Here is a 19,899-nt window from a genome sequence, read left to right on the forward strand (position 1 = left end):
CCTCATAATCTTTACTTCAGGCAGCTCACGTACTGGTTAGACAGCTGAGTCAGGAAGTTCCCGTAGCTGTCTTTCCCCAGTGCGATGCCGGTGCCCAGCGGGTCCAGCGTTCCAGAACGCACTTTGGTACCCTTGGCAACGGCATTGATTACGGCCGGCCTGAATTGTGGCTCAGCAAAAACGCAGACTGCTTTCTGCTCAACCAACTGTGTTCGAATTTGGTGTAGGCGCTGTGCTCCAGGCTGTATTTCGGGATTAACGGTAAAATGGCCCAGTGGGCTCAAGCCGAAGTGTTTTTCAAAGTAGCCGTAAGCATCATGAAAAACAAAATATCCCTTGCCTTGCACAGGCCTAAGCATGTTACCAACATTTTTGTCAGTTTGCGTCAGCAGATTCTCGAACTGGCGCAGGTTTGCGTCTAATTTGTCCTTATTTTGCGGCATAAGTTCCAATAACCTGTCGTGAATCGCGATCGCGGTCACTTTTGCCACTTCCGGGGATAACCAGACGTGCATATTATATTCGCCGTGATGATGTCCATCATCTTCGTCATGATCTGCATGGCTATTCGCATCCCCAGCATGTTCATGCTCATGATCGTCATCATCGCCCTTCATCAACAGGGGTTTCACCCCGCTCAATTCACTGATGGCCAACTGACGATTGGCCGATACCGGGGTGAGCGATTTGGTCAGAAAGGCTTCCATGTCCGGCCCTACCCACACCACCAAATCGGCGGCGCGCAGGCGCTGGATATCGGAAGGCCGCAGAGCGAAATCATGCGGCGAAGCCCCATCCGGCAGCAATACCTCGGTGGGCGTCACACCGTCGGCTATCGCAGAGGCGATAAACCCCAGCGGACGAATGGAAGTCACCACCGTGGCATAAGCGCTGTTCAGCGGCCCGGCCATCATCAATGCGCTGGCCAGCAGCGTGCGTTGCAGCCATTTATTTTTCTGTGCCATTCTCAGTAATCCCGTCGTTTTCATCAGCGAGGCGTGATATTATAACATTCGGTTAGTTCTGCAAAATGTAATCACGAGATGTCTACACTGACAACGCTAAAAAATATCACCGTCTCCTTTGGTAGCCGCAAGGTCCTGTCGAATATTTCGCTCAGCCTCCAGCCGGGCCGTATTCTGACGCTGCTCGGCCCAAACGGCGCGGGCAAATCTACGCTGGTGCGGGTGGTACTGGGGCTCGTTGCGCCAACCCAAGGCACGCTTGAACGCGAGCCGGGCCTGCGCATCGGCTATGTGCCGCAAAAACTGCACCTTGATGCCACCCTGCCGCTTACCGTCAGCCGTTTTATGCGCTTGAAACCCGGCGTCAAAAAGGCCGATATCCTGCCTGCGCTGAAACGCGTGCAGGCGGCCCATCTACTCGATCAACCGATGCAAAAGCTTTCCGGCGGCGAAAACCAACGGGTGCTGCTGGCACGTGCGCTGTTGAATAAGCCTCAGTTGCTGGTGCTGGATGAACCGACGCAGGGAGTCGACGTCAATGGCCAACTGGCGCTGTACGATCTGATCGATCAGTTGCGTAAAGAGCTGGGCTGCGCGGTATTGATGGTTTCCCATGACCTGCATCTGGTAATGGCGAAAACCGATGAGGTACTGTGCCTCAACCAACATATCTGCTGTTCCGGCGCACCGGAAGTGGTGTCGATGCACCCTGAATTTATCGCCATGTTTGGTAACCGGGGAGCGGAACAGCTGGCGGTTTATCGCCACCACCATAACCACCGTCACGACCTGCAAGGCCGAATTGTGTTGAAGAAAACCGGGGGCCGTGAGGCATGATCGAACTGTTATTACCCGGCTGGCTGGCCGGGGTGTTGTTGGCGGGGGCCGCAGGTCCGCTAGGCTCATTTGTTGTCTGGCGGCGGATGTCCTACTTTGGCGATACCTTGGCGCACGCCTCACTGCTGGGTGTGGCCTTCGGCCTGCTGTTGGATGTGAACCCTTTCTATGCGGTGATTGCCGTAACGCTGGTGCTGGCTCTGGTGCTGGTGTGGCTGGAGCGTCGGCCGCAGCTTTCCGTTGATACCCTGCTCGGTATTATGGCGCACAGCGCGCTGTCTCTGGGCCTGGTGGTAGTGGCGTTAATGTCCAACGTGCGGGTCGATCTGATGGCCTATCTGTTTGGCGATCTGTTGTCTGTCACCTTTACCGATATCTGGATGATTGGCATCGGCGTCAGCATCGTGCTGCTGATCCTGTGGTGGCAATGGCGCAACCTGCTGTCGATGACCGTCAGTCCTGAGCTGGCGCACGTAGACGGCGTTAATCTGGTGCGGGCGCGCACAGTGCTGATGCTGGTCACCGCTCTGACCATTGGTCTGGCAATGAAGTTCGTCGGCGCGCTGATCATCACTTCACTGCTGATTATACCGGCGGCTACGGCACGCCGATTCGCCCGTACGCCTGAGCAAATGGCCGGTTATGCGGTGCTGGTAGGCATGCTGGCCGTCACTGGCGGGCTGGCCTTCTCGGCCTTTTACGATACCCCGGCCGGCCCCTCGGTGGTGCTGAGCGCTGCGGTGCTGTTTGTGCTGAGTTTATTCAGGAAGCAGCAGGCCTGATTCCGGGCTGCCGGCAGACGTGACAAGGGCCGCATCAGCGGCCCTTTTTAATACTTACTCTTCGCGCGCAATACCAAAGTGTTTATAGGCATGATTGGTCGCCATTCGTCCACGCGGGGTTCGCTGGATAAAGCCCTGTTGGATCAGGAAGGGTTCTATAACGTCTTCGATGGTTTCCCGCTCCTCACCAATCGCCGCAGCCAGGTTATCCAGGCCCACCGGCCCGCCCATGAACTTGTCGATTATCGCCAGCAACAGCTTGCGGTCCATGTAGTCGAAACCTTCGGCATCAACGTTCAGCATGTCCAGCGCCTGCATCGCAACTTCGCCATTGATCACGCCGTTGGCACGGACTTCGGCAAAATCGCGCACCCTGCGCAGCAAGCGGTTGGCGATACGCGGCGTTCCGCGTGCCCGACGAGCCACCTGATGAGCGCCCTCTTCCGAGAGATCCAGCCCCAGGCAGTTGGCACTGCGTGAAACGATATGCTGCAAATCGGCGACCTGATAGAACTCCAGGCGCTGCACAATGCCGAAGCGATCGCGCAGCGGCGAGGTCAGAGAACCGGCACGGGTGGTAGCTCCCACCAGCGTAAAGGGCGGCAGATCGAGTTTGATCGAACGCGCAGCCGGGCCTTCGCCGATCATGATATCCAGTTGGTAATCTTCCATTGCCGGATACAGCACTTCTTCGACCACCGGCGACAACCGATGGATTTCATCGATAAACAAGACGTCGTGCGGCTCGAGGTTGGTCAGCATCGCCGCCAGATCGCCCGCCTTCTCCAACACCGGGCCGGAGGTAGTGCGCAGGTTAACGCCCATTTCATTGGCGACGATGTTCGCCAGCGTGGTTTTACCCAGCCCTGGCGGGCCGAAGATCAGCAAATGGTCCAGCGCGTCGCCACGCTGCTTGGCCGCCTGAATAAAGATTTCCATCTGCTCACGCACGTGCGGCTGGCCGACATATTCCGTCAGCAGCTTTGGTCGAATGGCGCGATCAAGAATTTCTTCTTCGTTGATCGGCTCAGCAGAAATCAGGCGATCGGCTTCAATCATTCTCTATCCCTTATCAACCTTACAGGGCGGCGCGCAGCGCGTCGCGGATCAGGGTTTCGCAATCGGCGCCCGGTTTGGCGATTTTGCTGACCATGCGGCTGGCTTCCTGCGGTTTATAGCCTAATGCCACCAGCGCAGAAGCGGCTTCTGCTTCAGCATCCAGCTCGGCCGCCTGCGTTGCCGTAGCGGGCAGCGTGATTTCGCTGCTGTTATTGAACAGATCGCCATTAAGCCCTTTAAAGCGGTCTTTCATTTCGACCACCAGGCGCTCAGCGGTTTTCTTGCCCACGCCCGGCAATTTCACCAATGTGGTGATCTCTTCACGCTCTACCGCGCTGACAAACTGCTGTGCGGACATCCCGGACAGGATAGCCAGCGCCAGTTTCGGTCCCACACCGTTCACTTTAACCAACTCACGGAACAGTGCGCGCTCTTGTTTATCGTTGAAACCGTACAGCAGCTGCGCGTCTTCGCGCACCACAAACTGGGTAAACACGATGGCTTCTTGCCCCAGATCCGGCAGCTCATAAAAGCAGGTCATGGGCATATGCACTTCATAACCCACGCCGTTTGCCTCCAGTAACACCAGCGGCGGCTGCTTTTCCAGAATATATCCTCTGAGACGACCTATCATTTACCCTCCTGCAGAATTCTTGAGCATGACCGACTGTCATGCCGTGCTGGTAAAGCTTATAACATAAAAAAGGCTGGATGAATATCCAGCCTGAGTTGTCACTGACCAAGCACTACTTTAAACGACCACGAGCCAGGTTTAACCGCCCTTCGCTCATTCGCAGCACGTTTTGGCTGAGATGGCAGTGGGTGATGGCGATGGCCAGCGCATCCGCGGCGTCCGCCTGGGGATTGGCCGACAGTTTAAGCAGCGAACGAACCATGTGCTGCACCTGCGCCTTCTCTGCCGCGCCGGTGCCGACCACCGTTTGCTTCACCTGACGCGCCGCATATTCGAACACTTCCAGGTCCTGGTTCACGGCAGCAACAATCGCCACGCCGCGCGCCTGCCCGAGTTTGAGCGCCGAATCCGGGTTCTTCGCCATAAACACCTGTTCGATAGCGAAAAAATCCGGTTTAAACTGGGTGATGATTTCGCTGACGCCTGCGTAGATCAACTTCAGCCGCGTCGGCATGTCATCCACCACGGTACGAATGCAGCCACTGGCGATATAGCTCAGCTGGCGACCCTGCTGGCGAATGAGGCCATAACCGGTGACGCGCGATCCGGGATCGATACCCAGTATGATCGTCATCCCTACACCCACCTTGCGTTAAGCATTAACATCGCCAGGCGCTGCCACAGAGCAGCGCCGTACTTCAATTTCATTATTACAGCGTCGCTGCAACCTCGTCGGAGATTTCGCCGTTGTGGTAAACCTCCTGCACGTCGTCACAGTCTTCCAGCATGTCGATCAGACGCAACAGTTTCGGCGCGGTTTCTTCATCCATATCGGCCTTGGTCGATGGGATCATGGAAACTTCCGCCGAGTCGGCGGTGAAACCGGCCGCAGTCAGCGCATCTTTCACCTCGCCCAGATTTTCCCAGGCGGTGAACACGTCGATAACACCGTCGTCGTAGCTGACGATATCTTCAGCACCGGCTTCCAGCGCCGCTTCCATCACCACGTCTTCATCCAGGCCCGGTGCGTAAGTGATCACGCCCTTCTTGGTGAACAGATAAGCCACGGAACCGTCGGTGCCGAGGTTACCGCCGCATTTGGTGAAGGCATGACGCACTTCGGCCACGGTACGGTTGCGGTTGTCGCTCAGGCATTCGATCATGACGGCAGTGCCGCCCGGACCGTAACCTTCATAAATGATGGTTTCCATGTTGGAATCATCATCGCCGCCTACGCCACGCGCGATGGCGCGGTTCAGGGTGTCGCGCGTCATGTTGTTGGACAGCGCCTTGTCGATCGCCGCACGCAGACGTGGGTTAGCCCCTGGATCGCCACCGCCCAGTTTCGCGGCGGTCACCAGCTCGCGAATAATTTTGGTGAAAATTTTACCGCGCTTGGAATCCTGTGCGGCTTTACGGTGCTTTGTGTTGGCCCACTTACTATGACCTGCCATAAAAAATCTCCGAAAAAAATTACTGGACTGAATTAATCACAAACTCTTCAATCGCCTGCTGATTGCTCCAGGACTTGGTCAACTTCACGGCTTGCGCCGCCTCAAGCCAGCGGTAGGCGTGATGCTCGGTAATCACCGGATCGCGCTCTTCAGGCAACGCCAGACAGAACCAGTGCTCTTTATTGCGCGTGGTTCCCGGGGCATAGCGATGTCGCAAATGGACAAAGAGTTCAAACTCCACACAGCGCTGGCAATCGAACAACGGCAGATTCTCTGCTTCGATATCGATGCCGACTTCTTCCATGACCTCACGCCGTGCGGCATGCGGCGGCGACTCATTTTCCTCCAGGCTACCGGTAACCGACTGCCAGAATTCGGTATCGTCGCGCCGCTGTAACATCAGCACCCGTCCACTGGATTTGGCGTAAATCACTACCAAAATGGACTCGGGCCGCTTGTAACTCATCACTCGTTCTCTTCCGGTAACGCGGCTTTCTTGACCACGCAAATCCCCAACTCCTGCAACGACGCCGGGTTGGCGAAGCTTGGCGCTTCGGTCATCAGACAGGCAGCAGCGGTGGTTTTCGGGAAGGCAATCACGTCACGAATGTTGTCGGTGCCGGTCAGCAGCATCACCAGTCGGTCCAGACCAAAGGCCAGGCCGGCGTGCGGTGGTGTGCCGTACTTCAATGCATCCAGCAGGAAGCCGAATTTCTCGCGCTGTTCGTGGTCGTTAATGCCCAGAATGCTGAAGACCGTCTGCTGCATTTCGCTGCGGTGAATACGCACGGAACCGCCGCCCACTTCGTAGCCGTTGATCACCATGTCATAGGCATTGGCAATGGCCGTGGTTGGCGCCGACTTCAGCTCTTCCGGGCTCATGTCGCGCGGTGCGGTGAACGGATGGTGCATCGCCGCCAGGCCGCCTTCACCGTCTTCTTCGAACATTGGGAAGTCCACCACCCACAGTGGCGCCCAGCTGTCCAGTTTGGTCAGTTGCAGGTCACGGCCCAGTTTCAGACGCAGCGCGCCCATCGCATCGGTCACAATCTTGAAGCTGTCTGCGCCGAAGAACAGGATATCGCCGGTCTGCGCGTTGGTACGCGTCAGGATAGCCTCCAGCACTTCCGCACTGAGGAATTTGGCGATCGGGCTTTGTACGCCTTCCATGCCGGCGGCACGGTCATTGACCTTCAGCCAGGCCAGGCCTTTGGCGCCATAGATGTTAACGAAGGTACCGTACTCATCGATCAGCTTACGGGTCAGCTGCGCGCCGCCCGGAACGCAGATAGCGGCTACGCGGCCTTTGGCGTCGTTAGCCGGACCGGAGAACACCTTGAACTCAACGTCTTTCACCAGATCGGCAACGTCCACCAGCTCCAGCGGGTTACGCAGATCCGGTTTGTCGGAGCCATAACGGCGCATCGCTTCGGCGAAGGTCATGACCGGGAAATCGCCCAGATCCACGCCCTTCACATCCAGCCACAGATCACGCGCCAGCTTTTCCATCACTTCACGCACTTGATCGGCGGTCATGAAAGAGGTTTCAACGTCGATTTGGGTAAACTCAGGCTGACGGTCAGCACGCAAATCTTCATCGCGGAAGCATTTGACGATTTGATAGTAACGATCAAAACCCGACATCATCAGCAGCTGTTTGAACAGCTGTGGCGACTGCGGCAACGCATAAAATTTACCTTTGTGCACACGGCTCGGCACCAGGTAGTCACGCGCACCTTCCGGCGTGGCTTTGGTCAACATCGGGGTTTCGATGTCGAGGAAGCCGTTGCTGTCCATAAAGCGACGCACGAAGCTGGTGATTTTGGCACGGGTCTTCAGGCGATCGGCCATTTCCGGGCGACGCAGATCCAGGTAGCGGTATTTCAGGCGCGCTTCTTCAGTGTTGACCTGGTTGGAGTCCAGCGGCAACGGTTCGGAGCGGTTGATGATCTCCAGAGCATGGGCGAACACTTCCACTTCTCCGGTGGACATATCTTTATTGATTTGGCTGTCCGGGCGCGCGCGCACGGTGCCGACAATCTGGATGCAGAACTCGTTGCGCAGGTCGTATGCCTTGTCAAATGCGGCTTTCTGGTCCGGATCGAAGAACACCTGCACGATGCCTTCGCGGTCGCGCATATCAATAAAGATCAGGCCGCCCAGATCGCGACGACGGTTGACCCAACCACACAAAGTGACTTCCTGGCCCACGTGGGACAGATTCAACTGCCCGCAATATTCAGTACGCATACGCTATCCTTTTGGCTTAAGCCGATTCCGCGCGGGCTTTTGCGCCGGCCACGCGGCTGTTAACTGATGAAATCTATTTATTACCCGGTTTGAAGTCTGTTGCATACCAACCGGTGCCCTTTAACTGGAAACCCGTGGAAGAAATCAACTTGGTTAACGCGGGCTGCCCACACGCCGGACAGTCAGTCAGCGGCGCATCGGAAAATTTTTGCAATTTATCTAACCGAAGGCTGCAAGCACCACATGCATATTCATAAATCGGCATAGTTCGTTGGAGTAAAGTGTGTTGAAAAAAGGCGATCATTATAAAGGAAATTCATGCTCCAGATAAGTGCGAACACAGCTTTGTTGCAGCACTAAATGGCGTGTTTTTGTCCGAAGTAACACATTGATTAACAAATTTCTCATTAACCGGTGACCCTTTTTTCACGTAGCCTGAATTCACCCTGGTTTTAGTGCGCCGTTCTGGCTGCGCATATTTTATTCACCCAGTAACGGGAGACCCCGATGTTAAAACTTGATGCTCAAACCACAGCGCTGGTGCTGATTGATTTGCAAAACGGCATCCTGCCCTACGCCGGTGGGCCGCACAGCGCCGAAAGCGTGGTAGCCCACGGCGCGCAACTTGCAGCGCGTTTTCGCTCGCTCGGTGCGCCGGTGATCCTGGTGCGCGTCGGCTGGTCCGACACATTTGCCGATGCGCTGAAACAGCCGGTGGACAGACCCGCGCCCTCACCGGCGGGTGGATTACCGGCGAACTGGTGGGAATTCCCGGAATCTCTGGCGGTCAGCGACAACGATATTTTGGTGACCAAACGTCAATGGGGCGCGTTTTACGGTACCGAACTTGATTTGCAATTACGCCGTCGCAGCATTAAAACTCTGGTGCTGGGCGGGATCGCCACCAATATCGGCGTTGAATCCACCGCTCGCGCCGGCTGGGAGCACGGTTACGAGTTAGTGATAGCCGAAGACCTGTGCAGCGCGCAAAATACCGAGATGCACCGGTTTGCCTTCGACAATATCTTCCCACGTCTGGCTCGCGTACGCAGCACCGGTGAAATTCTTGCCGCACTCGGCGAATAACATTGCAGGGGCGTCGCATGCCGCGCCCACGTTTACCTCACAAGGACATTAAGGAAGATGGCGCGTTGATCTACATCGGACTACCGCAGTGGCAGCACACAGCCTGGAATCGTATCGGGCTGCGCGATCTGGCGGATTACAGCCGCTATTTTAACTGCGTGGAAGGCAACACGACTTTCTACGCGTTGCCCAAGCCGGAGATCGTTCTGCGCTGGCGCGACATGACCACCGATGATTTTCGCTTTTGTTTCAAGTTCCCCTCAGAGATCAGCCATAAGGCAGCACTACGTAACTGCGATGCCGAGCTGCAGGCATTTTATCACTGCCTGAGCCCGATTCATCAGCGTATAGGGCAGCTTTGGTTGCAGTTACCCTCGGCATTTGGGCCGGATGAGTTGCCGCGCATGTGGCAGTTCTTTGACGGGTTGCCGAAAGCGTTCACCTACGGCGTAGAAGTACGTCATCCGGCTTTCTTCGCCAAGGGAGAGGAAGAGCGCCTGTTGAATCAGGGACTGCATCAACGTGGTATCAACCGGGTGATCCTCGACAGTCGGCCGGTGCATCATGCCGCCCCTGACAGCGCCGCGGTGCGTGACGCCCAGCAAAAGAAACCCAAGCTGCCGGTGCATGCGCTGGTCACCGCCCACAACCCGCTGGTCCGTTTTATCGGCGGCGACGTGTTGCAAGATAATCTGCGTTGGTTTGACGCCTGGCAGCAAAAACTGCCCACCTGGCAACAGCAATCCACCCCCTTCCTGTTTATTCATACGCCGGATAATGGCGATTCACCGCAACAGGCGCAAAAAATCTGGCAGCAGCTTCATCAGGCTATTCCTAATTTACCCCCACCGCCGGACTGGCCGGAGCAGGATGCACTGTTTTGACCGATTAATCTGACCGATTACATCAGATTTTTCCTCGCGACAGTGATTGCAATGGCCGCTATGATGCTCGCTGCCAGTTTTGGTTAGGGAATGGAGTTAAAAATGGTAAGCGCGCTTTATGTCGTGCTCGGCGCATTGTTGTTGATCAAACTCTCTTATGACGTGGTTAAGTTAAGGATGCAATACCGTGTCGCCTACGGAGACGGCGGCTTTTATGAGCTGCAGACCGCCATCCGCGTTCACGGCAATGCCGTAGAATATATTCCTATCGCCGCCGTGCTGCTGGTGATCATGGAAATGAACGGCGCAGGAATATGGATGATCCATATTTGTGGTCTGATGCTGATGACCGGGCGTTTGGTACACTACTACGGTTTGCGTAACCGTGAAGTCCGCTGGCGCCGTTCAGGTATGGCGGCAACCTATATTTCGTTGGTCCTGATGGTGTTGGCCAACATTTTCTATCTGCCCTGGGATCTTATTTTCAGCCTGTATTGATCTTCTGTTCGTCATCAGGCGGCCCCGCCGCCTGCTTCCGCTCCGCTTTCTTGCCGTTATCTGTTAGAATACGCGCCTTCGAATTCTGAACTGACTTCCCGCTATGCCAAACCGCGATACTCTTTTTTCTGCCCCCATCGCCAAACTGGGCGATTGGACCTTCGACGAACGCGTCGCTGAAGTGTTCCCCGACATGATCCAGCGTTCCGTTCCCGGCTATTCCAACATCATTTCGATGATTGGCATGCTGGCCGAACGCTTTGTGCAGCCAGATAGCCAGGTGTATGACCTGGGATGTTCTCTGGGCGCGGCAACGCTGTCGATGCGTCGGAATATCAAGGTGGCGGGTTGCAACATCATCGCCGTCGATAACTCTCCGGCGATGGTCGAACGCTGCCGCCGCCATATTGACGCTTTCCGCGCCGATACGCCGGTAGAGGTTATCGAAGCCGATATCCTCGATATCAAGATCGAAAATGCTTCCATGGTGGTGCTGAACTTTACCCTGCAATTCCTCGAGCCGGCTGACCGTCTGCGGTTGCTGGAGCAGGTTTATCGCGGTTTGCGCCCAGGCGGTGCGCTGGTGCTGTCGGAGAAGTTCAGTTTTGAAGATGCTGACGTCGGCGAACTGCTGTTCAACATGCACCACGATTTCAAGCGTGCCAACGGCTACAGCGAGCTGGAGATCAGCCAAAAGCGCAGCATGCTGGAAAACGTCATGCTGACCGACTCGGTTGAAGCCCACAAGTCCCGCCTGAAACAGGCCGGTTTTAAACATGCCGAAGTGTGGTTTCAGTGCTTTAACTTCGGTTCACTGATCGCGTTGAAAGCGGGAACTGAGCAATGATTGAGTTTGGCGATTTCTATCAGCGCATCGCTAAAGGCAACCTTAGCCACTGGCTGGATACCCTGCCCGCGCAGCTCAGCGCCTGGCAACGCGAGTCGCTGCACGGCAAGTTCAAACAGTGGTTTAACTCGGTTGAACACTTGCCGGAACTGACGCCAAGCCGTCTCGATTTGCTGCACGGCGTGCGCGCCGAGATGGAGATACCGCTGTCGCCGGGCCAGTTGGAAGGCATCGAAAAGATGCTGCGGACCCTGATGCCGTGGCGTAAAGGCCCGTTCTCGCTGTACGGCATCGACATTGATACCGAATGGCACTCCGACTGGAAATGGGATCGCGTTCTGCCGCACATTTCGCCGCTGGCCGGCCGCACCATTCTGGACGTCGGTTGCGGTAGCGGTTATCACCTGTGGCGAATGGTGGGTGCCGGCGCACAGATGGCGGTGGGTATTGATCCGATGCAGCTGTTCTTGTGCCAGTTCGAAGCGGTTCGCAAACTGCTGGGTGGCGATCAACGCGCTCATCTGCTGCCGCTAGGTATTGAGCAACTGCCCGAGTTGGCCGCCTTTGATACGGTATTTTCCATGGGTGTGCTGTACCACCGCCGTTCGCCATTGGATCATCTGTATCAGTTGAAAAATCAGTTGGTTTCCGAAGGCGAGTTGGTATTGGAAACCCTGGTGGTGGAAGGCGATCGCAACCAGGTGCTGGTGCCGGGTGATCGTTATGCCCAGATGCGCAATGTCTACTTCATTCCTTCAGCCGAAGCGCTGAAGTCTTGGCTGGAGAAATGCGGTTTTGTCGACGTCAAGATTGCCGACATGTGCGTAACCAGCACCGAAGAGCAGCGCCGCACCGATTGGATGACCAGCGAATCACTGGCCGAATTCCTTGATCCCAAGGATAACAGCAAGACGATCGAAGGTTACCCGGCCCCGTTGCGTGCGGTTTTGGTGGCCAAGAAGCCTTAATTCTTGCCAAACGGGGACCTGGGAGACCAGGCCCCGTATTATCCCTTATCGGCATCCACTACCCGCAGCTCATACACCATGGTAGCGTTCGGCGGGATCTGCGGCGCATAGCCCACTTCACCGTAAGCCAGTTCTGGCGGCACCACCATGGTCAGCGAACCATGATTTCTCAGGTACCCTATGGCCTCGCGGAATAACGGCGGATAGGCTGACAGCGGTTGAGAAAGCACCTTCCCGCTGCGATCCATATCCTGAATCACCCGGCCATCGGTCAGCATCTCTTTCACCACGATATCTACCGAAGAGGTTTCAGCAATGGCTTCATCGCCCAGGTAATCGACCCGGTACCAGAAGCCAGCGGACGATTTCTTTGTGCCTTTTTTCTTCCTGAACTCAGAAACAAAAGACTCACCTTTGGCCCGTTGGTCTTTCGCCGCCTTGGTTCTGGCGGCATTCACCGTTTTTTCCGATTCAGCCAACGCGCTTGCCAACAACGCCTCACTCAATTGATAGTGGCCATTGAAGGTGTCGATCATGCCGCCCAACAACGCCGTTTTATCGGGATCGATTCCCCACGTTTTACGCTCTGCCAGCAGAATCTGGATATCGCGCCCCAGCGCTACCCCGGCGGCATAACTCTGCTGCTGCTGAGGTTTCATCAGCGCCAGCTGATCCGGCAACAGACTGGCCTGCGAACGCAGACCGTCAATTTCTTTGCGCAAACGCTTCTCCACCTGATTGCCGGCAACCCTTTCTTGCTCAGCTTCGCTTGCCCGCTTGCTTACCTGCTCGAATTGCTGAGCTGATTTAGCATTTTCTTCAAGCGCTGCAGCAAGCTGCAGACCATTATCTTCAAGCTGTTTCGCCTGCTTCCGGTTTTTATCCTGAAGCTGCGTCAACTGTACTTGAAGTTCACTCATCGTCTTGTGCGCCTCGGCTATCAACGCCTGCGCCTGCCGTTCCGTCAGCGTCAGATTTAACGCCTGCCGCACATCGCGGGCAAACTCACTCAAGGCGGTGAAATCTTGTTGCGAAGGCACAGTGTTTGGAATCGTCAACGTTGAAGCGACGCGCAGCGCCGTTAACTCCTGCTGCAGGGACTGAATGACGGCCTGTTGACGCTCCAGTTGAGCTTCTTTCGCCCGCAACGCCTTGTGGGCTGCGATCAATTGTTGCCGTTGATTAGCGGCAGGCTCCCGAACTTGACTCACCTCAACCGTTGGCTTTTTAACCGGCATCTGGGGTGGCTGCTGCTTGTTTGCCGGCATTTCCTGCCCCCCCTGTTGGTGATATTGTTCGGCAAACTGCAGCAAAACGGGCACGCCGTCATCCGCATAAAGCACACCCGATACCGTCATCAGCGGCAGCATCAGGCTAAAAAAAGTCTGTCGGGAGCAAGAGATCATTGAGTACGTTCTCCCCGCTCGGCGAGGCCGGTCATCATGGTGGTGCTGATATCAGCGCAAAGGCGGTTGGTGCGATAACGGTATAACGCATCAACGGTTTCCTGAGTGTCAGTATTTACCCTTGTCCGCATCCCGGCATATTGCGCCGCGCCACTCATCAAGGTATCAAATTCGCGTTTGAACTTTTGATGCTTCTCGGGATCCATATTACGCATTGCCTCAAGCTCATGTTGGCATTGCTGCATACGCTCGGCCTCACGCTGTTTTTTATCTTGCTCCACCGCTTCTGTTGCACTCTCTTTATTCACCATGGGCACAGGTCGTTTGACGTTTTGGCATCCGGCTAATGTCATGGTCAATAAAAGTGAAGCTGTTAGGTGGTATGCCGTTCTGGTCATTATCTTTATCTCCTTGTTAAACCTGACAAGCACTTCCGTTTGTAGCCGTGACGGCCATTCGGCGCCCTGTGGCAGGCTTCCTTAGTGGTATTACGATACTTTCAACATTAGCGCGATCTCATCTATCTCCGTCGCTTCTCAGTGGCAGCGTTGCTGGCTGTAACTGAAAACCATTGGTTATAGAGAACAGGGTTGTTGAAAATAAAATGGTTAAAATCACCGAGTGGTAAAAATATAATCCAGGTTATTTCTTAGATTAAGTCTCACTCATTCACTATATTTATAATCATAGTGCAATACATTTAAATTAATGATATTAAACGACCGGTATAAATTAAATTTATCAGTTGATAATAATAATGACAAGGGAATACCCAAGGCATCCGATAATAACGAATCCAGATGAAGGATGGCTGCCGTTTAATCTATCTATATTGCCAGTCATCGGGCTTTTTCGGACATAAAAAAAGCCCCGACAAAACGTCGGGGCCTGGTACTCGCGTGATCACCGAGGGTTCAGTTGCACGCCAAGGGGCTTTTAGCCCGGAAACCGGTAATCAGAACGCGGTTAGCTGCGTGTTTATGCGCTTTGCGCCAAAGGGTCAACCAAGGCCAGCGCGTTTTTCATCGCCTCTACCATTTCGCCATCCACGCAATAATGGCTAAATTCATCAAACTCATTGTCTGAACACATGGTCACGCCGGCTTTGCGATAGCGCATGGTCGAAGGTACCGCGTGGCCGGAGGAGCTGTGCACCTCCTGAACGCCAATGTCCACAAACTTGTGCAGATTACTGAGCCTTACGCCGGCACCGGCCATAATCACCGGCCCTTGACTGGCCTGCACCAGATCGCGCAGCAGCGGTAGCCCAAGCTCGGCGTTTTGTTGTTGACCGGAGGTCAATATCCGCGCAACCCCCAGTTGCGTCAGTTGATCAAGTGCTACCATCGGGTTCTGACACATGTCAAAAGCGCGATGGAAGGTAACCGCCATCTTGCCGCTCAACCGCATCACTTCACGCATGCGCGGCAGGTCGATATGCCCTTCTTCATCCAGCATACCCACCACTACGCCGGCAAAACCCATGTCGCGGATTTGCACGATATCCTGCTTGATCACGTCGAAATCCACCGCACCGTAGCAAAAGTCGCCTCCGCGTGGGCGGACGATCGGATGCACCGGGATGGATACCCTGTCGCGCGCCAGGCGCAGCGTACCGTAGCTGGGCGTCAAACCGCCCTCGCTCTGGCTGGCACATAATTCTATGCGATCAGCGCCTGCCTGCTCAGCCGTCAGCGCGCAATCGACGCTAAAGCAGCAAACTTCCAGTTTAATCATTGTCACCCCCAGATGACGGCCAAAATGTGACGGCAGTTTGTTAACTTCAGAATTTCTCGCGTAGGCTCATTGATAGACATGAACCGGTTCAGGGTAATAACTATGGCATTCAATTTTGATCAATGGGTAGACCGTAGTCACAGTGGCAGCGTTAAGTGGGATAAATATCGCGACCGCGACATTATTCCTCTTTGGGTCGCCGACACCGACTTCCGCTCACCGCCCGCGATCATCGACGCATTGCAGCGGCGCGTAGCGCATGGCGTGTTCGGCTACGGCCATCCATCCCCTGAACTTATTGAGGTTTTTACCCGCCGCATGGTAGAGCGCTATGGCTGGCACATCAAGCCCGAATGGCTGATTTTCCTGCCCGGTCTGGTTTGTGGGCTCAATCTGTGCGTCCGTGCCTTTACCGATGAGGGTGAAGGCACTCTGGCGCCGTCCCCCATCTACCCGCCGTTTCGCAAAGCGGCGAAATTCGCCGGACGCCCGCATCTGCCGGTACCGCTCAAGCTGCACGACCGGCGCTGGCTGCTGGATTTCGACACGATAGCAGGCCAGCTCAGCGGCAGCGAAAAATTGCTGTTGCTGTGCAACCCGCAAAATCCGGGCGGTACCGTCTACCGGCGAGAGGAGTTGTTGCAACAGCATGAATTCGCCCGTAGACATGATTTGATCGTCTGTTCGGATGAAATTCATTGTGATCTGTTGCTTGAACCGGGTTGCAAGCACCTCCCCTTTGCCATGTTGAATGAAGACGCCGCCCAGCGCACCATCACACTGATGTCGCCATCGAAAACCTTCAATATTGCCGGATTAGGGGCCTCAATGGCGGTGATTCCCAACGCCGGCCTGCGCCAAAAGCTGGCCCGGGCGCGCAGCGGCATAGTCCCGGAAGTTGACGTGCTGGCTCTGGTCGCTGCACAGGCCGCCTACCAGGACGGGCAAGACTGGCTGGACGCCCAGTTGGCGTATCTGCGCACAAACCGCGATTTGGTGACCGAGCGCATTAACGTCATGCCCGGCCTGTTGCTGCACCCGATAGAAGCCACCTATCTGGCCTGGATCGATTGCAGCCAACTGGCGACCGATAATCCGCACGCTTTCTTCGAGCAGGCAGGGGTGGGCTTAAGCGCAGGCCTGGATTTCGGCGACCGCCGGTTTGTACGTCTGAATTTCGGCTGCCGGCGCGAACTGCTTGATCAGGCGCTGGATCGCATGATGCTGGCCACCCGGGCGCTGATGGCCGGTTAACCTTGCTCGCTGGCAACGATTTCCCGGATGGAATACGGGTGAAACTTAATCGTTACGCTGCCGTCGGTGATCGCCAACGTCGGGTTCGGCAATCGTTCGCCCTCACCCTTCGGCGAGCTCTGTTTCAACTTGATCCCAGGCGCCAACAGCGCCTCGTCGGGCAAATGGCTCAGCGCGCGCGCATACAGCGAGGCCGGTTCGCCGCTAAGCACCAGTTCCACATGTTCCCATCCCTCGTGAGGATAGCGCTTATCCCCCGGGTAAGGCAGTTCCACGCAGTCAATTAGCCACGGCCCCACCTGCAGTGGCTGATGCAGATCGAACAGGTAAATCGGGCGGCCATTGATCGTCGCTTCAGACAACAACGAGCCGCACTGCTGCAACCCCTGCCGCCAGCGTTCAGCGGTGGTGTTTTGGTGGCAACGAACCGAAATGTGATCCGCGCTGAACTGCGACAAATCCAGATGCAGTTTTTCCGCAAACTGGCTCAGCGCCTGTTCAAAGCGCGGCAGGTCCAACGCCAAGTCATTAAGCTCGGCAATGGCCGGGAAGATCGTCATAGGGGCCTCGATACGAAGGAAAGCGAATTCAGGGGGGCTAATTTACACGGCTGAGACGCGGCTATCCACGTTTTGCCCAGGAAAATGTAACATATGTATCCGTCACATTACCGTCGCGTAAAATATTTTGACTAACGTTGATAAAGAGCACAAAAGAACAAGCGTTAATTACCCTTATTAAGAGCACCGTTAAAATCCGAGCCTGATTAATTAAAAATCGGAATCTTCGCATGTCACAGATAGCTTTTTCTTATGACGGAAACATTTCTGAAATTATTAGCTTAACAAGCCGTACTGAATCCAAAAAATCACTAAACCCACTCGAGAACTCGCCATAAAAACAACAAATTAACAACGTGATACGATGAAACCCAGTAAAAAATGGCATCAGATTATTGTTTTTACTGGTTTTTACCCCACAAAAAAGTGAGACTTATCTTAAATGGAGTTTTAATAATTGCTTATAAAAACCAATTAAGCTACCTTGGCTAAAATCAAAACTTGAGATAATACCCATGCTTCTTTTAATCATATCTTTGCTGTTGGTCGTTATTGCCGCGTACGCGATATATCGCCATTTCAAATCACGTCGCATTAACACTCTGGACTCCCGACGTCATAACAAAAAGCATTAGAACCGCTTATTTCGTTTCCTTCTCACCTATTCCTTTTCGCTCATCTTGACCTTCTGCACTGCATATTCCCTCCTTTAAAACACGCTCTCTTTGTTGGCCCGGTATTTTCAAAGCTGCCCTTTCGCCTTCTCCCCCGCGCCAACTGCTGACGTAACACATCAGATCGGTTACAATTACAGGCTGTTTTGTGGTGGGCCGCCGTCTTGACGCGCAGCCAGAAAACCACCTTTGAATCCCGCAGGGGCATGGCATACGGCCCCTCGTTCGTCATTAAGGTAACCCGGTGAATATTCAGGTTCTTCTTTCAGATAAAGTCAGCCAGGCGCTGATTGCCGCAGGCGCGCCAGCCGATTGCGAAGCACAGGTCCGTCAGTCAGCAAAAGCACAATTTGGCGACTACCAGGCCAATGGCGTGATGTCCGTAGCCAAGAAACTTGGCATGCCACCACGCCAGTTGGCGGAAAAAGTGGTACAGCTGCTTGATCTCGGCGACATCGCCAGCAAAGTAGAAATCGCCGGCCCCGGCTTTATTAATATCTTCCTGAACGGCGAATGGGTTGCGCAACAGGTTGATCAGGTGCTGAATGCGCCGAAGCTTGGCATTGCACCGGTTAAACAACAAACTATCGTGATCGACTACTCCGCGCCCAACGTGGCGAAAGAGATGCACGTCGGCCACCTGCGTTCGACCATTATCGGCGACGCCGCTGCACGGACTCAGGAGTTTCTGGGCCATAAAGTGATCCGCGCCAACCACGTCGGCGATTGGGGCACCCAGTTCGGCATGTTGATTGCCTACCTGGAAAAAATGCAGAACGAAAACGCCAGCGACATGGGCCTGGCCGATCTGGAACAGTTCTATCGTGAAGCGAAGAAACACTACGACGAAGATGCGGAGTTCGCCGAACGCGCCCGCGCCTACGTGGTGAAATTACAGGGTGGCGATCAATACTGTCTGAAGATGTGGCGTAAGCTGGTCGACATTACCATGGCGCAAAACCAGCTCACCTATAACCGCCTGAATGTCACCCTGACCGAAGACGACGTAATGGGCGAGAGCCTGTATAACGCGATGCTACCGGGCATCGTCGCCGATCTGAAAGCCAAGGGGCTGGCGGTAGAAAGTGAAGGCGCCACCGTGGTTTTTCTCGACGAATACCAGAATAAAGACGGCGAACCTATGGGCGTCATCATCCAGAAGAAAGATGGCGGCTACTTGTACACCACCACCGATATCGCCTGCGCCAAATACCGCTACGAAACGCTGGGTGCTGACCGCGTACTCTATTACATCGATTCCCGCCAGCATCAGCATCTGATGCAGGCATGGACCATTGTGCGTAAAGCCGGTTACATCCCGGACTCCCTCTCGCTGGAACACCATATGTTCGGCATGATGCTGGGCAAAGACGGCAAGCCGTTCAAAACCCGTGCGGGCGGTACGGTGAGGCTGTCCGATCTGCTGGATGAAGCTATCGATCGCGCCGGCAAACTGATTGCCGAGAAAAACCCGGATATGCCGGCAGAAGAAATGCAGCACCTGGCAAATGTCGTCGGTATCGGCGCAGTTAAATACGCCGATCTGTCAAAAAGCCGTACTACCGACTATATCTTCGACTGGGACAACATGCTGGCGTTTGAGGGCAACACTGCCCCTTATATGCAGTATGCCTATACCCGTGTGGCCTCGGTATTCAAGCGGGCCGGTCTCGATGAGAGCAGCCTGACCCTGCCGCTGGTGATGACCGAAGAGCGTGAGATTGCGCTGGCGACCCGCCTGCTGCAATTTGAGGAAGTTATCACCACGGTAGCACGCGAAGGTACCCCGCACGTGATGTGTACTTACCTGTACGACCTGGCAGGCCTGTTCTCCGGCTTCTACGAACATTGCCAAATCCTGAATGCAGACAGTGAAGAGGCGCGTCAAAGCCGCCTGAAACTGGCATTGCTGACCGCCAGAACGCTGAAAACCGGTCTGGATACGCTGGGTATCGACACCGTCGAACGCATGTAAGCCAAGGTCTGAAGACGAAAAAGGGTCGC

At 55.0% G+C, this 19,899-nt stretch carries 21 protein-coding genes; 9 read left to right on the forward strand and 12 right to left on the reverse strand.

Annotated elements, in window-relative coordinates:
- Nucleotides 1-11 precede the first annotated feature (11 nt).
- Nucleotides 12-965 (reverse strand): zinc ABC transporter substrate-binding protein ZnuA, encoded by a 954-nt coding sequence (gene znuA, locus SERAS12_RS14310; protein WP_013813326.1) that lies wholly within the window; start codon nucleotides 963-965, stop codon nucleotides 12-14.
- Nucleotides 966-1,043: 78 nt separating this feature from the next.
- Between znuA and znuC the strand changes: the two genes are divergently transcribed.
- On the forward strand, nucleotides 1,044-1,802 hold the full coding sequence (gene znuC / locus SERAS12_RS14315; RefSeq protein ID WP_013813327.1) for a zinc ABC transporter ATP-binding protein ZnuC: 759 nt from the start codon (nucleotides 1,044-1,046) through the stop codon (nucleotides 1,800-1,802).
- A complete protein-coding gene (gene znuB, locus SERAS12_RS14320; protein WP_013813328.1) occupies nucleotides 1,799-2,584 on the forward strand; it encodes a zinc ABC transporter permease subunit ZnuB in 786 nt (261 codons plus the stop codon). The genes znuC and znuB overlap by 4 nt, the downstream gene beginning before the upstream one ends.
- Nucleotides 2,585-2,638: 54 nt before the next feature.
- On the opposite strand, the gene ruvB is transcribed toward znuB, so the two are convergent.
- From ruvB to SERAS12_RS25685, 7 genes are all read right to left on the reverse strand, one after another.
- A complete protein-coding gene (ruvB, locus tag SERAS12_RS14325; RefSeq protein WP_013813329.1) occupies nucleotides 2,639-3,643 on the reverse strand; it encodes a Holliday junction branch migration DNA helicase RuvB in 1,005 nt (334 codons plus the stop codon).
- A gap of 19 nt (nucleotides 3,644-3,662) precedes the next feature.
- Nucleotides 3,663-4,277 (reverse strand): Holliday junction branch migration protein RuvA, encoded by a 615-nt coding sequence (gene ruvA, locus SERAS12_RS14330; protein WP_013813330.1) that lies wholly within the window; start codon nucleotides 4,275-4,277, stop codon nucleotides 3,663-3,665.
- A gap of 112 nt (nucleotides 4,278-4,389) precedes the next feature.
- Complete coding sequence (gene ruvC, locus SERAS12_RS14335) at nucleotides 4,390-4,911, reverse strand: crossover junction endodeoxyribonuclease RuvC (protein WP_004945529.1); 522 nt, start codon at nucleotides 4,909-4,911, stop codon at nucleotides 4,390-4,392.
- A gap of 76 nt (nucleotides 4,912-4,987) precedes the next feature.
- Nucleotides 4,988-5,731: a YebC/PmpR family DNA-binding transcriptional regulator gene (locus tag SERAS12_RS14340; RefSeq protein WP_012145503.1), complete on the reverse strand. Its 744-nt coding sequence runs from the start codon at nucleotides 5,729-5,731 to the stop codon at nucleotides 4,988-4,990.
- 19 nt (nucleotides 5,732-5,750) lie between these two features.
- Complete coding sequence (gene nudB / locus SERAS12_RS14345) at nucleotides 5,751-6,197, reverse strand: dihydroneopterin triphosphate diphosphatase (RefSeq protein ID WP_006325886.1); 447 nt, start codon at nucleotides 6,195-6,197, stop codon at nucleotides 5,751-5,753.
- The gene (gene aspS, locus SERAS12_RS14350; protein WP_013813331.1) at nucleotides 6,197-7,981 is read right to left on the reverse strand and encodes an aspartate--tRNA ligase; all 1,785 of its coding nucleotides are present in this window, start codon (nucleotides 7,979-7,981) and stop codon (nucleotides 6,197-6,199) included. The genes nudB and aspS overlap by 1 nt, the downstream gene beginning before the upstream one ends.
- A gap of 73 nt (nucleotides 7,982-8,054) precedes the next feature.
- Complete coding sequence (locus SERAS12_RS25685) at nucleotides 8,055-8,285, reverse strand: zinc ribbon domain-containing protein (RefSeq protein ID WP_338053727.1); 231 nt, start codon at nucleotides 8,283-8,285, stop codon at nucleotides 8,055-8,057.
- 203 nt (nucleotides 8,286-8,488) lie between these two features.
- Here SERAS12_RS25685 and SERAS12_RS14360 point away from each other — a divergent pair, with 203 nt between their 5' ends.
- From SERAS12_RS14360 to cmoB, 5 genes are all read left to right on the forward strand, one after another.
- Complete coding sequence (locus tag SERAS12_RS14360) at nucleotides 8,489-9,067, forward strand: hydrolase (RefSeq protein WP_013813333.1); 579 nt, start codon at nucleotides 8,489-8,491, stop codon at nucleotides 9,065-9,067.
- A 68-nt stretch (nucleotides 9,068-9,135) separates the two neighbouring features.
- Complete coding sequence (locus tag SERAS12_RS14365; RefSeq protein WP_143760066.1) at nucleotides 9,136-9,951, forward strand: DUF72 domain-containing protein; 816 nt, start codon at nucleotides 9,136-9,138, stop codon at nucleotides 9,949-9,951.
- 102 nt (nucleotides 9,952-10,053) lie between these two features.
- A complete protein-coding gene (locus tag SERAS12_RS14370; protein WP_004945554.1) occupies nucleotides 10,054-10,449 on the forward strand; it encodes an MAPEG family protein in 396 nt (131 codons plus the stop codon).
- A gap of 103 nt (nucleotides 10,450-10,552) precedes the next feature.
- Nucleotides 10,553-11,296, forward strand: coding sequence for a carboxy-S-adenosyl-L-methionine synthase CmoA (gene cmoA, locus SERAS12_RS14375; protein WP_013813335.1), 744 nt, complete (start codon nucleotides 10,553-10,555; stop codon nucleotides 11,294-11,296).
- The gene (gene cmoB, locus SERAS12_RS14380) at nucleotides 11,293-12,264 is read left to right on the forward strand and encodes a tRNA 5-methoxyuridine(34)/uridine 5-oxyacetic acid(34) synthase CmoB (RefSeq protein ID WP_013813336.1); all 972 of its coding nucleotides are present in this window, start codon (nucleotides 11,293-11,295) and stop codon (nucleotides 12,262-12,264) included. The genes cmoA and cmoB overlap by 4 nt, the downstream gene beginning before the upstream one ends.
- Before the next feature lie 38 nt (nucleotides 12,265-12,302).
- On the opposite strand, the gene SERAS12_RS14385 is transcribed toward cmoB, so the two are convergent.
- From SERAS12_RS14385 to cutC, 3 genes are all read right to left on the reverse strand, one after another.
- Nucleotides 12,303-13,670 carry an FKBP-type peptidyl-prolyl cis-trans isomerase N-terminal domain-containing protein gene (locus SERAS12_RS14385; RefSeq protein ID WP_013813337.1) on the reverse strand — a complete coding sequence of 456 codons (1,368 nt, stop codon included), beginning with the start codon at nucleotides 13,668-13,670 and terminating at the stop codon, nucleotides 12,303-12,305.
- Nucleotides 13,667-14,068, reverse strand: coding sequence for a hypothetical protein (locus tag SERAS12_RS14390; protein ID WP_013813338.1), 402 nt, complete (start codon nucleotides 14,066-14,068; stop codon nucleotides 13,667-13,669). The genes SERAS12_RS14385 and SERAS12_RS14390 overlap by 4 nt, the downstream gene beginning before the upstream one ends.
- Before the next feature lie 580 nt (nucleotides 14,069-14,648).
- A complete protein-coding gene (cutC, locus tag SERAS12_RS14395; RefSeq protein ID WP_013813339.1) occupies nucleotides 14,649-15,407 on the reverse strand; it encodes a copper homeostasis protein CutC in 759 nt (252 codons plus the stop codon).
- A 102-nt stretch (nucleotides 15,408-15,509) separates the two neighbouring features.
- Between cutC and SERAS12_RS14400 the strand changes: the two genes are divergently transcribed.
- Nucleotides 15,510-16,661, forward strand: a complete 1,152-nt coding sequence (locus SERAS12_RS14400) for a MalY/PatB family protein (protein ID WP_013813340.1) — start codon at nucleotides 15,510-15,512, stop codon at nucleotides 16,659-16,661.
- On the opposite strand, the gene SERAS12_RS14405 is transcribed toward SERAS12_RS14400, so the two are convergent.
- Nucleotides 16,658-17,221 (reverse strand): VOC family protein, encoded by a 564-nt coding sequence (locus tag SERAS12_RS14405; RefSeq protein WP_013813341.1) that lies wholly within the window; start codon nucleotides 17,219-17,221, stop codon nucleotides 16,658-16,660. The two genes, SERAS12_RS14400 and SERAS12_RS14405, sit on opposite strands and share 4 nt — an antisense overlap.
- Nucleotides 17,222-18,139: 918 nt before the next feature.
- On the opposite strand from SERAS12_RS14405, the gene argS reads away from it, so the two are divergent.
- On the forward strand, nucleotides 18,140-19,870 hold the full coding sequence (gene argS, locus SERAS12_RS14410) for an arginine--tRNA ligase (protein ID WP_013813342.1): 1,731 nt from the start codon (nucleotides 18,140-18,142) through the stop codon (nucleotides 19,868-19,870).
- The last annotated feature ends 29 nt before the right edge of the window (nucleotides 19,871-19,899 follow it).

Origin of the sequence: Serratia sp. AS12 (assembly GCF_000214195.1) — a bacterium.
In the GTDB taxonomy this organism is placed as follows: Bacteria; Pseudomonadota; Gammaproteobacteria; order Enterobacterales; family Enterobacteriaceae; genus Serratia; species Serratia plymuthica.

Coding starts and splice junctions, on each gene's coding strand:
- znuA (WP_013813326.1), bottom strand. CDS start 965: ATGGCACAGAAAAATAAATGGCTGCAACGCACGCTGCTGGCCAGCGCA.
- znuC (WP_013813327.1), top strand. CDS start 1,044: ATGTCTACACTGACAACGCTAAAAAATATCACCGTCTCCTTTGGTAGC.
- znuB (WP_013813328.1), top strand. CDS start 1,799: ATGATCGAACTGTTATTACCCGGCTGGCTGGCCGGGGTGTTGTTGGCG.
- ruvB (WP_013813329.1), bottom strand. CDS start 3,643: ATGATTGAAGCCGATCGCCTGATTTCTGCTGAGCCGATCAACGAAGAA.
- ruvA (WP_013813330.1), bottom strand. CDS start 4,277: ATGATAGGTCGTCTCAGAGGATATATTCTGGAAAAGCAGCCGCCGCTG.
- ruvC (WP_004945529.1), bottom strand. CDS start 4,911: ATGACGATCATACTGGGTATCGATCCCGGATCGCGCGTCACCGGTTAT.
- SERAS12_RS14340 (WP_012145503.1), bottom strand. CDS start 5,731: ATGGCAGGTCATAGTAAGTGGGCCAACACAAAGCACCGTAAAGCCGCA.
- nudB (WP_006325886.1), bottom strand. CDS start 6,197: ATGAGTTACAAGCGGCCCGAGTCCATTTTGGTAGTGATTTACGCCAAA.
- aspS (WP_013813331.1), bottom strand. CDS start 7,981: ATGCGTACTGAATATTGCGGGCAGTTGAATCTGTCCCACGTGGGCCAG.
- SERAS12_RS25685 (WP_338053727.1), bottom strand. CDS start 8,285: ATGATCGCCTTTTTTCAACACACTTTACTCCAACGAACTATGCCGATT.
- SERAS12_RS14360 (WP_013813333.1), top strand. CDS start 8,489: ATGTTAAAACTTGATGCTCAAACCACAGCGCTGGTGCTGATTGATTTG.
- SERAS12_RS14370 (WP_004945554.1), top strand. CDS start 10,054: ATGGTAAGCGCGCTTTATGTCGTGCTCGGCGCATTGTTGTTGATCAAA.
- cmoA (WP_013813335.1), top strand. CDS start 10,553: ATGCCAAACCGCGATACTCTTTTTTCTGCCCCCATCGCCAAACTGGGC.
- cmoB (WP_013813336.1), top strand. CDS start 11,293: ATGATTGAGTTTGGCGATTTCTATCAGCGCATCGCTAAAGGCAACCTT.
- SERAS12_RS14385 (WP_013813337.1), bottom strand. CDS start 13,670: ATGATCTCTTGCTCCCGACAGACTTTTTTTAGCCTGATGCTGCCGCTG.
- SERAS12_RS14390 (WP_013813338.1), bottom strand. CDS start 14,068: ATGACCAGAACGGCATACCACCTAACAGCTTCACTTTTATTGACCATG.
- cutC (WP_013813339.1), bottom strand. CDS start 15,407: ATGATTAAACTGGAAGTTTGCTGCTTTAGCGTCGATTGCGCGCTGACG.
- SERAS12_RS14400 (WP_013813340.1), top strand. CDS start 15,510: ATGGCATTCAATTTTGATCAATGGGTAGACCGTAGTCACAGTGGCAGC.
- SERAS12_RS14405 (WP_013813341.1), bottom strand. CDS start 17,221: ATGACGATCTTCCCGGCCATTGCCGAGCTTAATGACTTGGCGTTGGAC.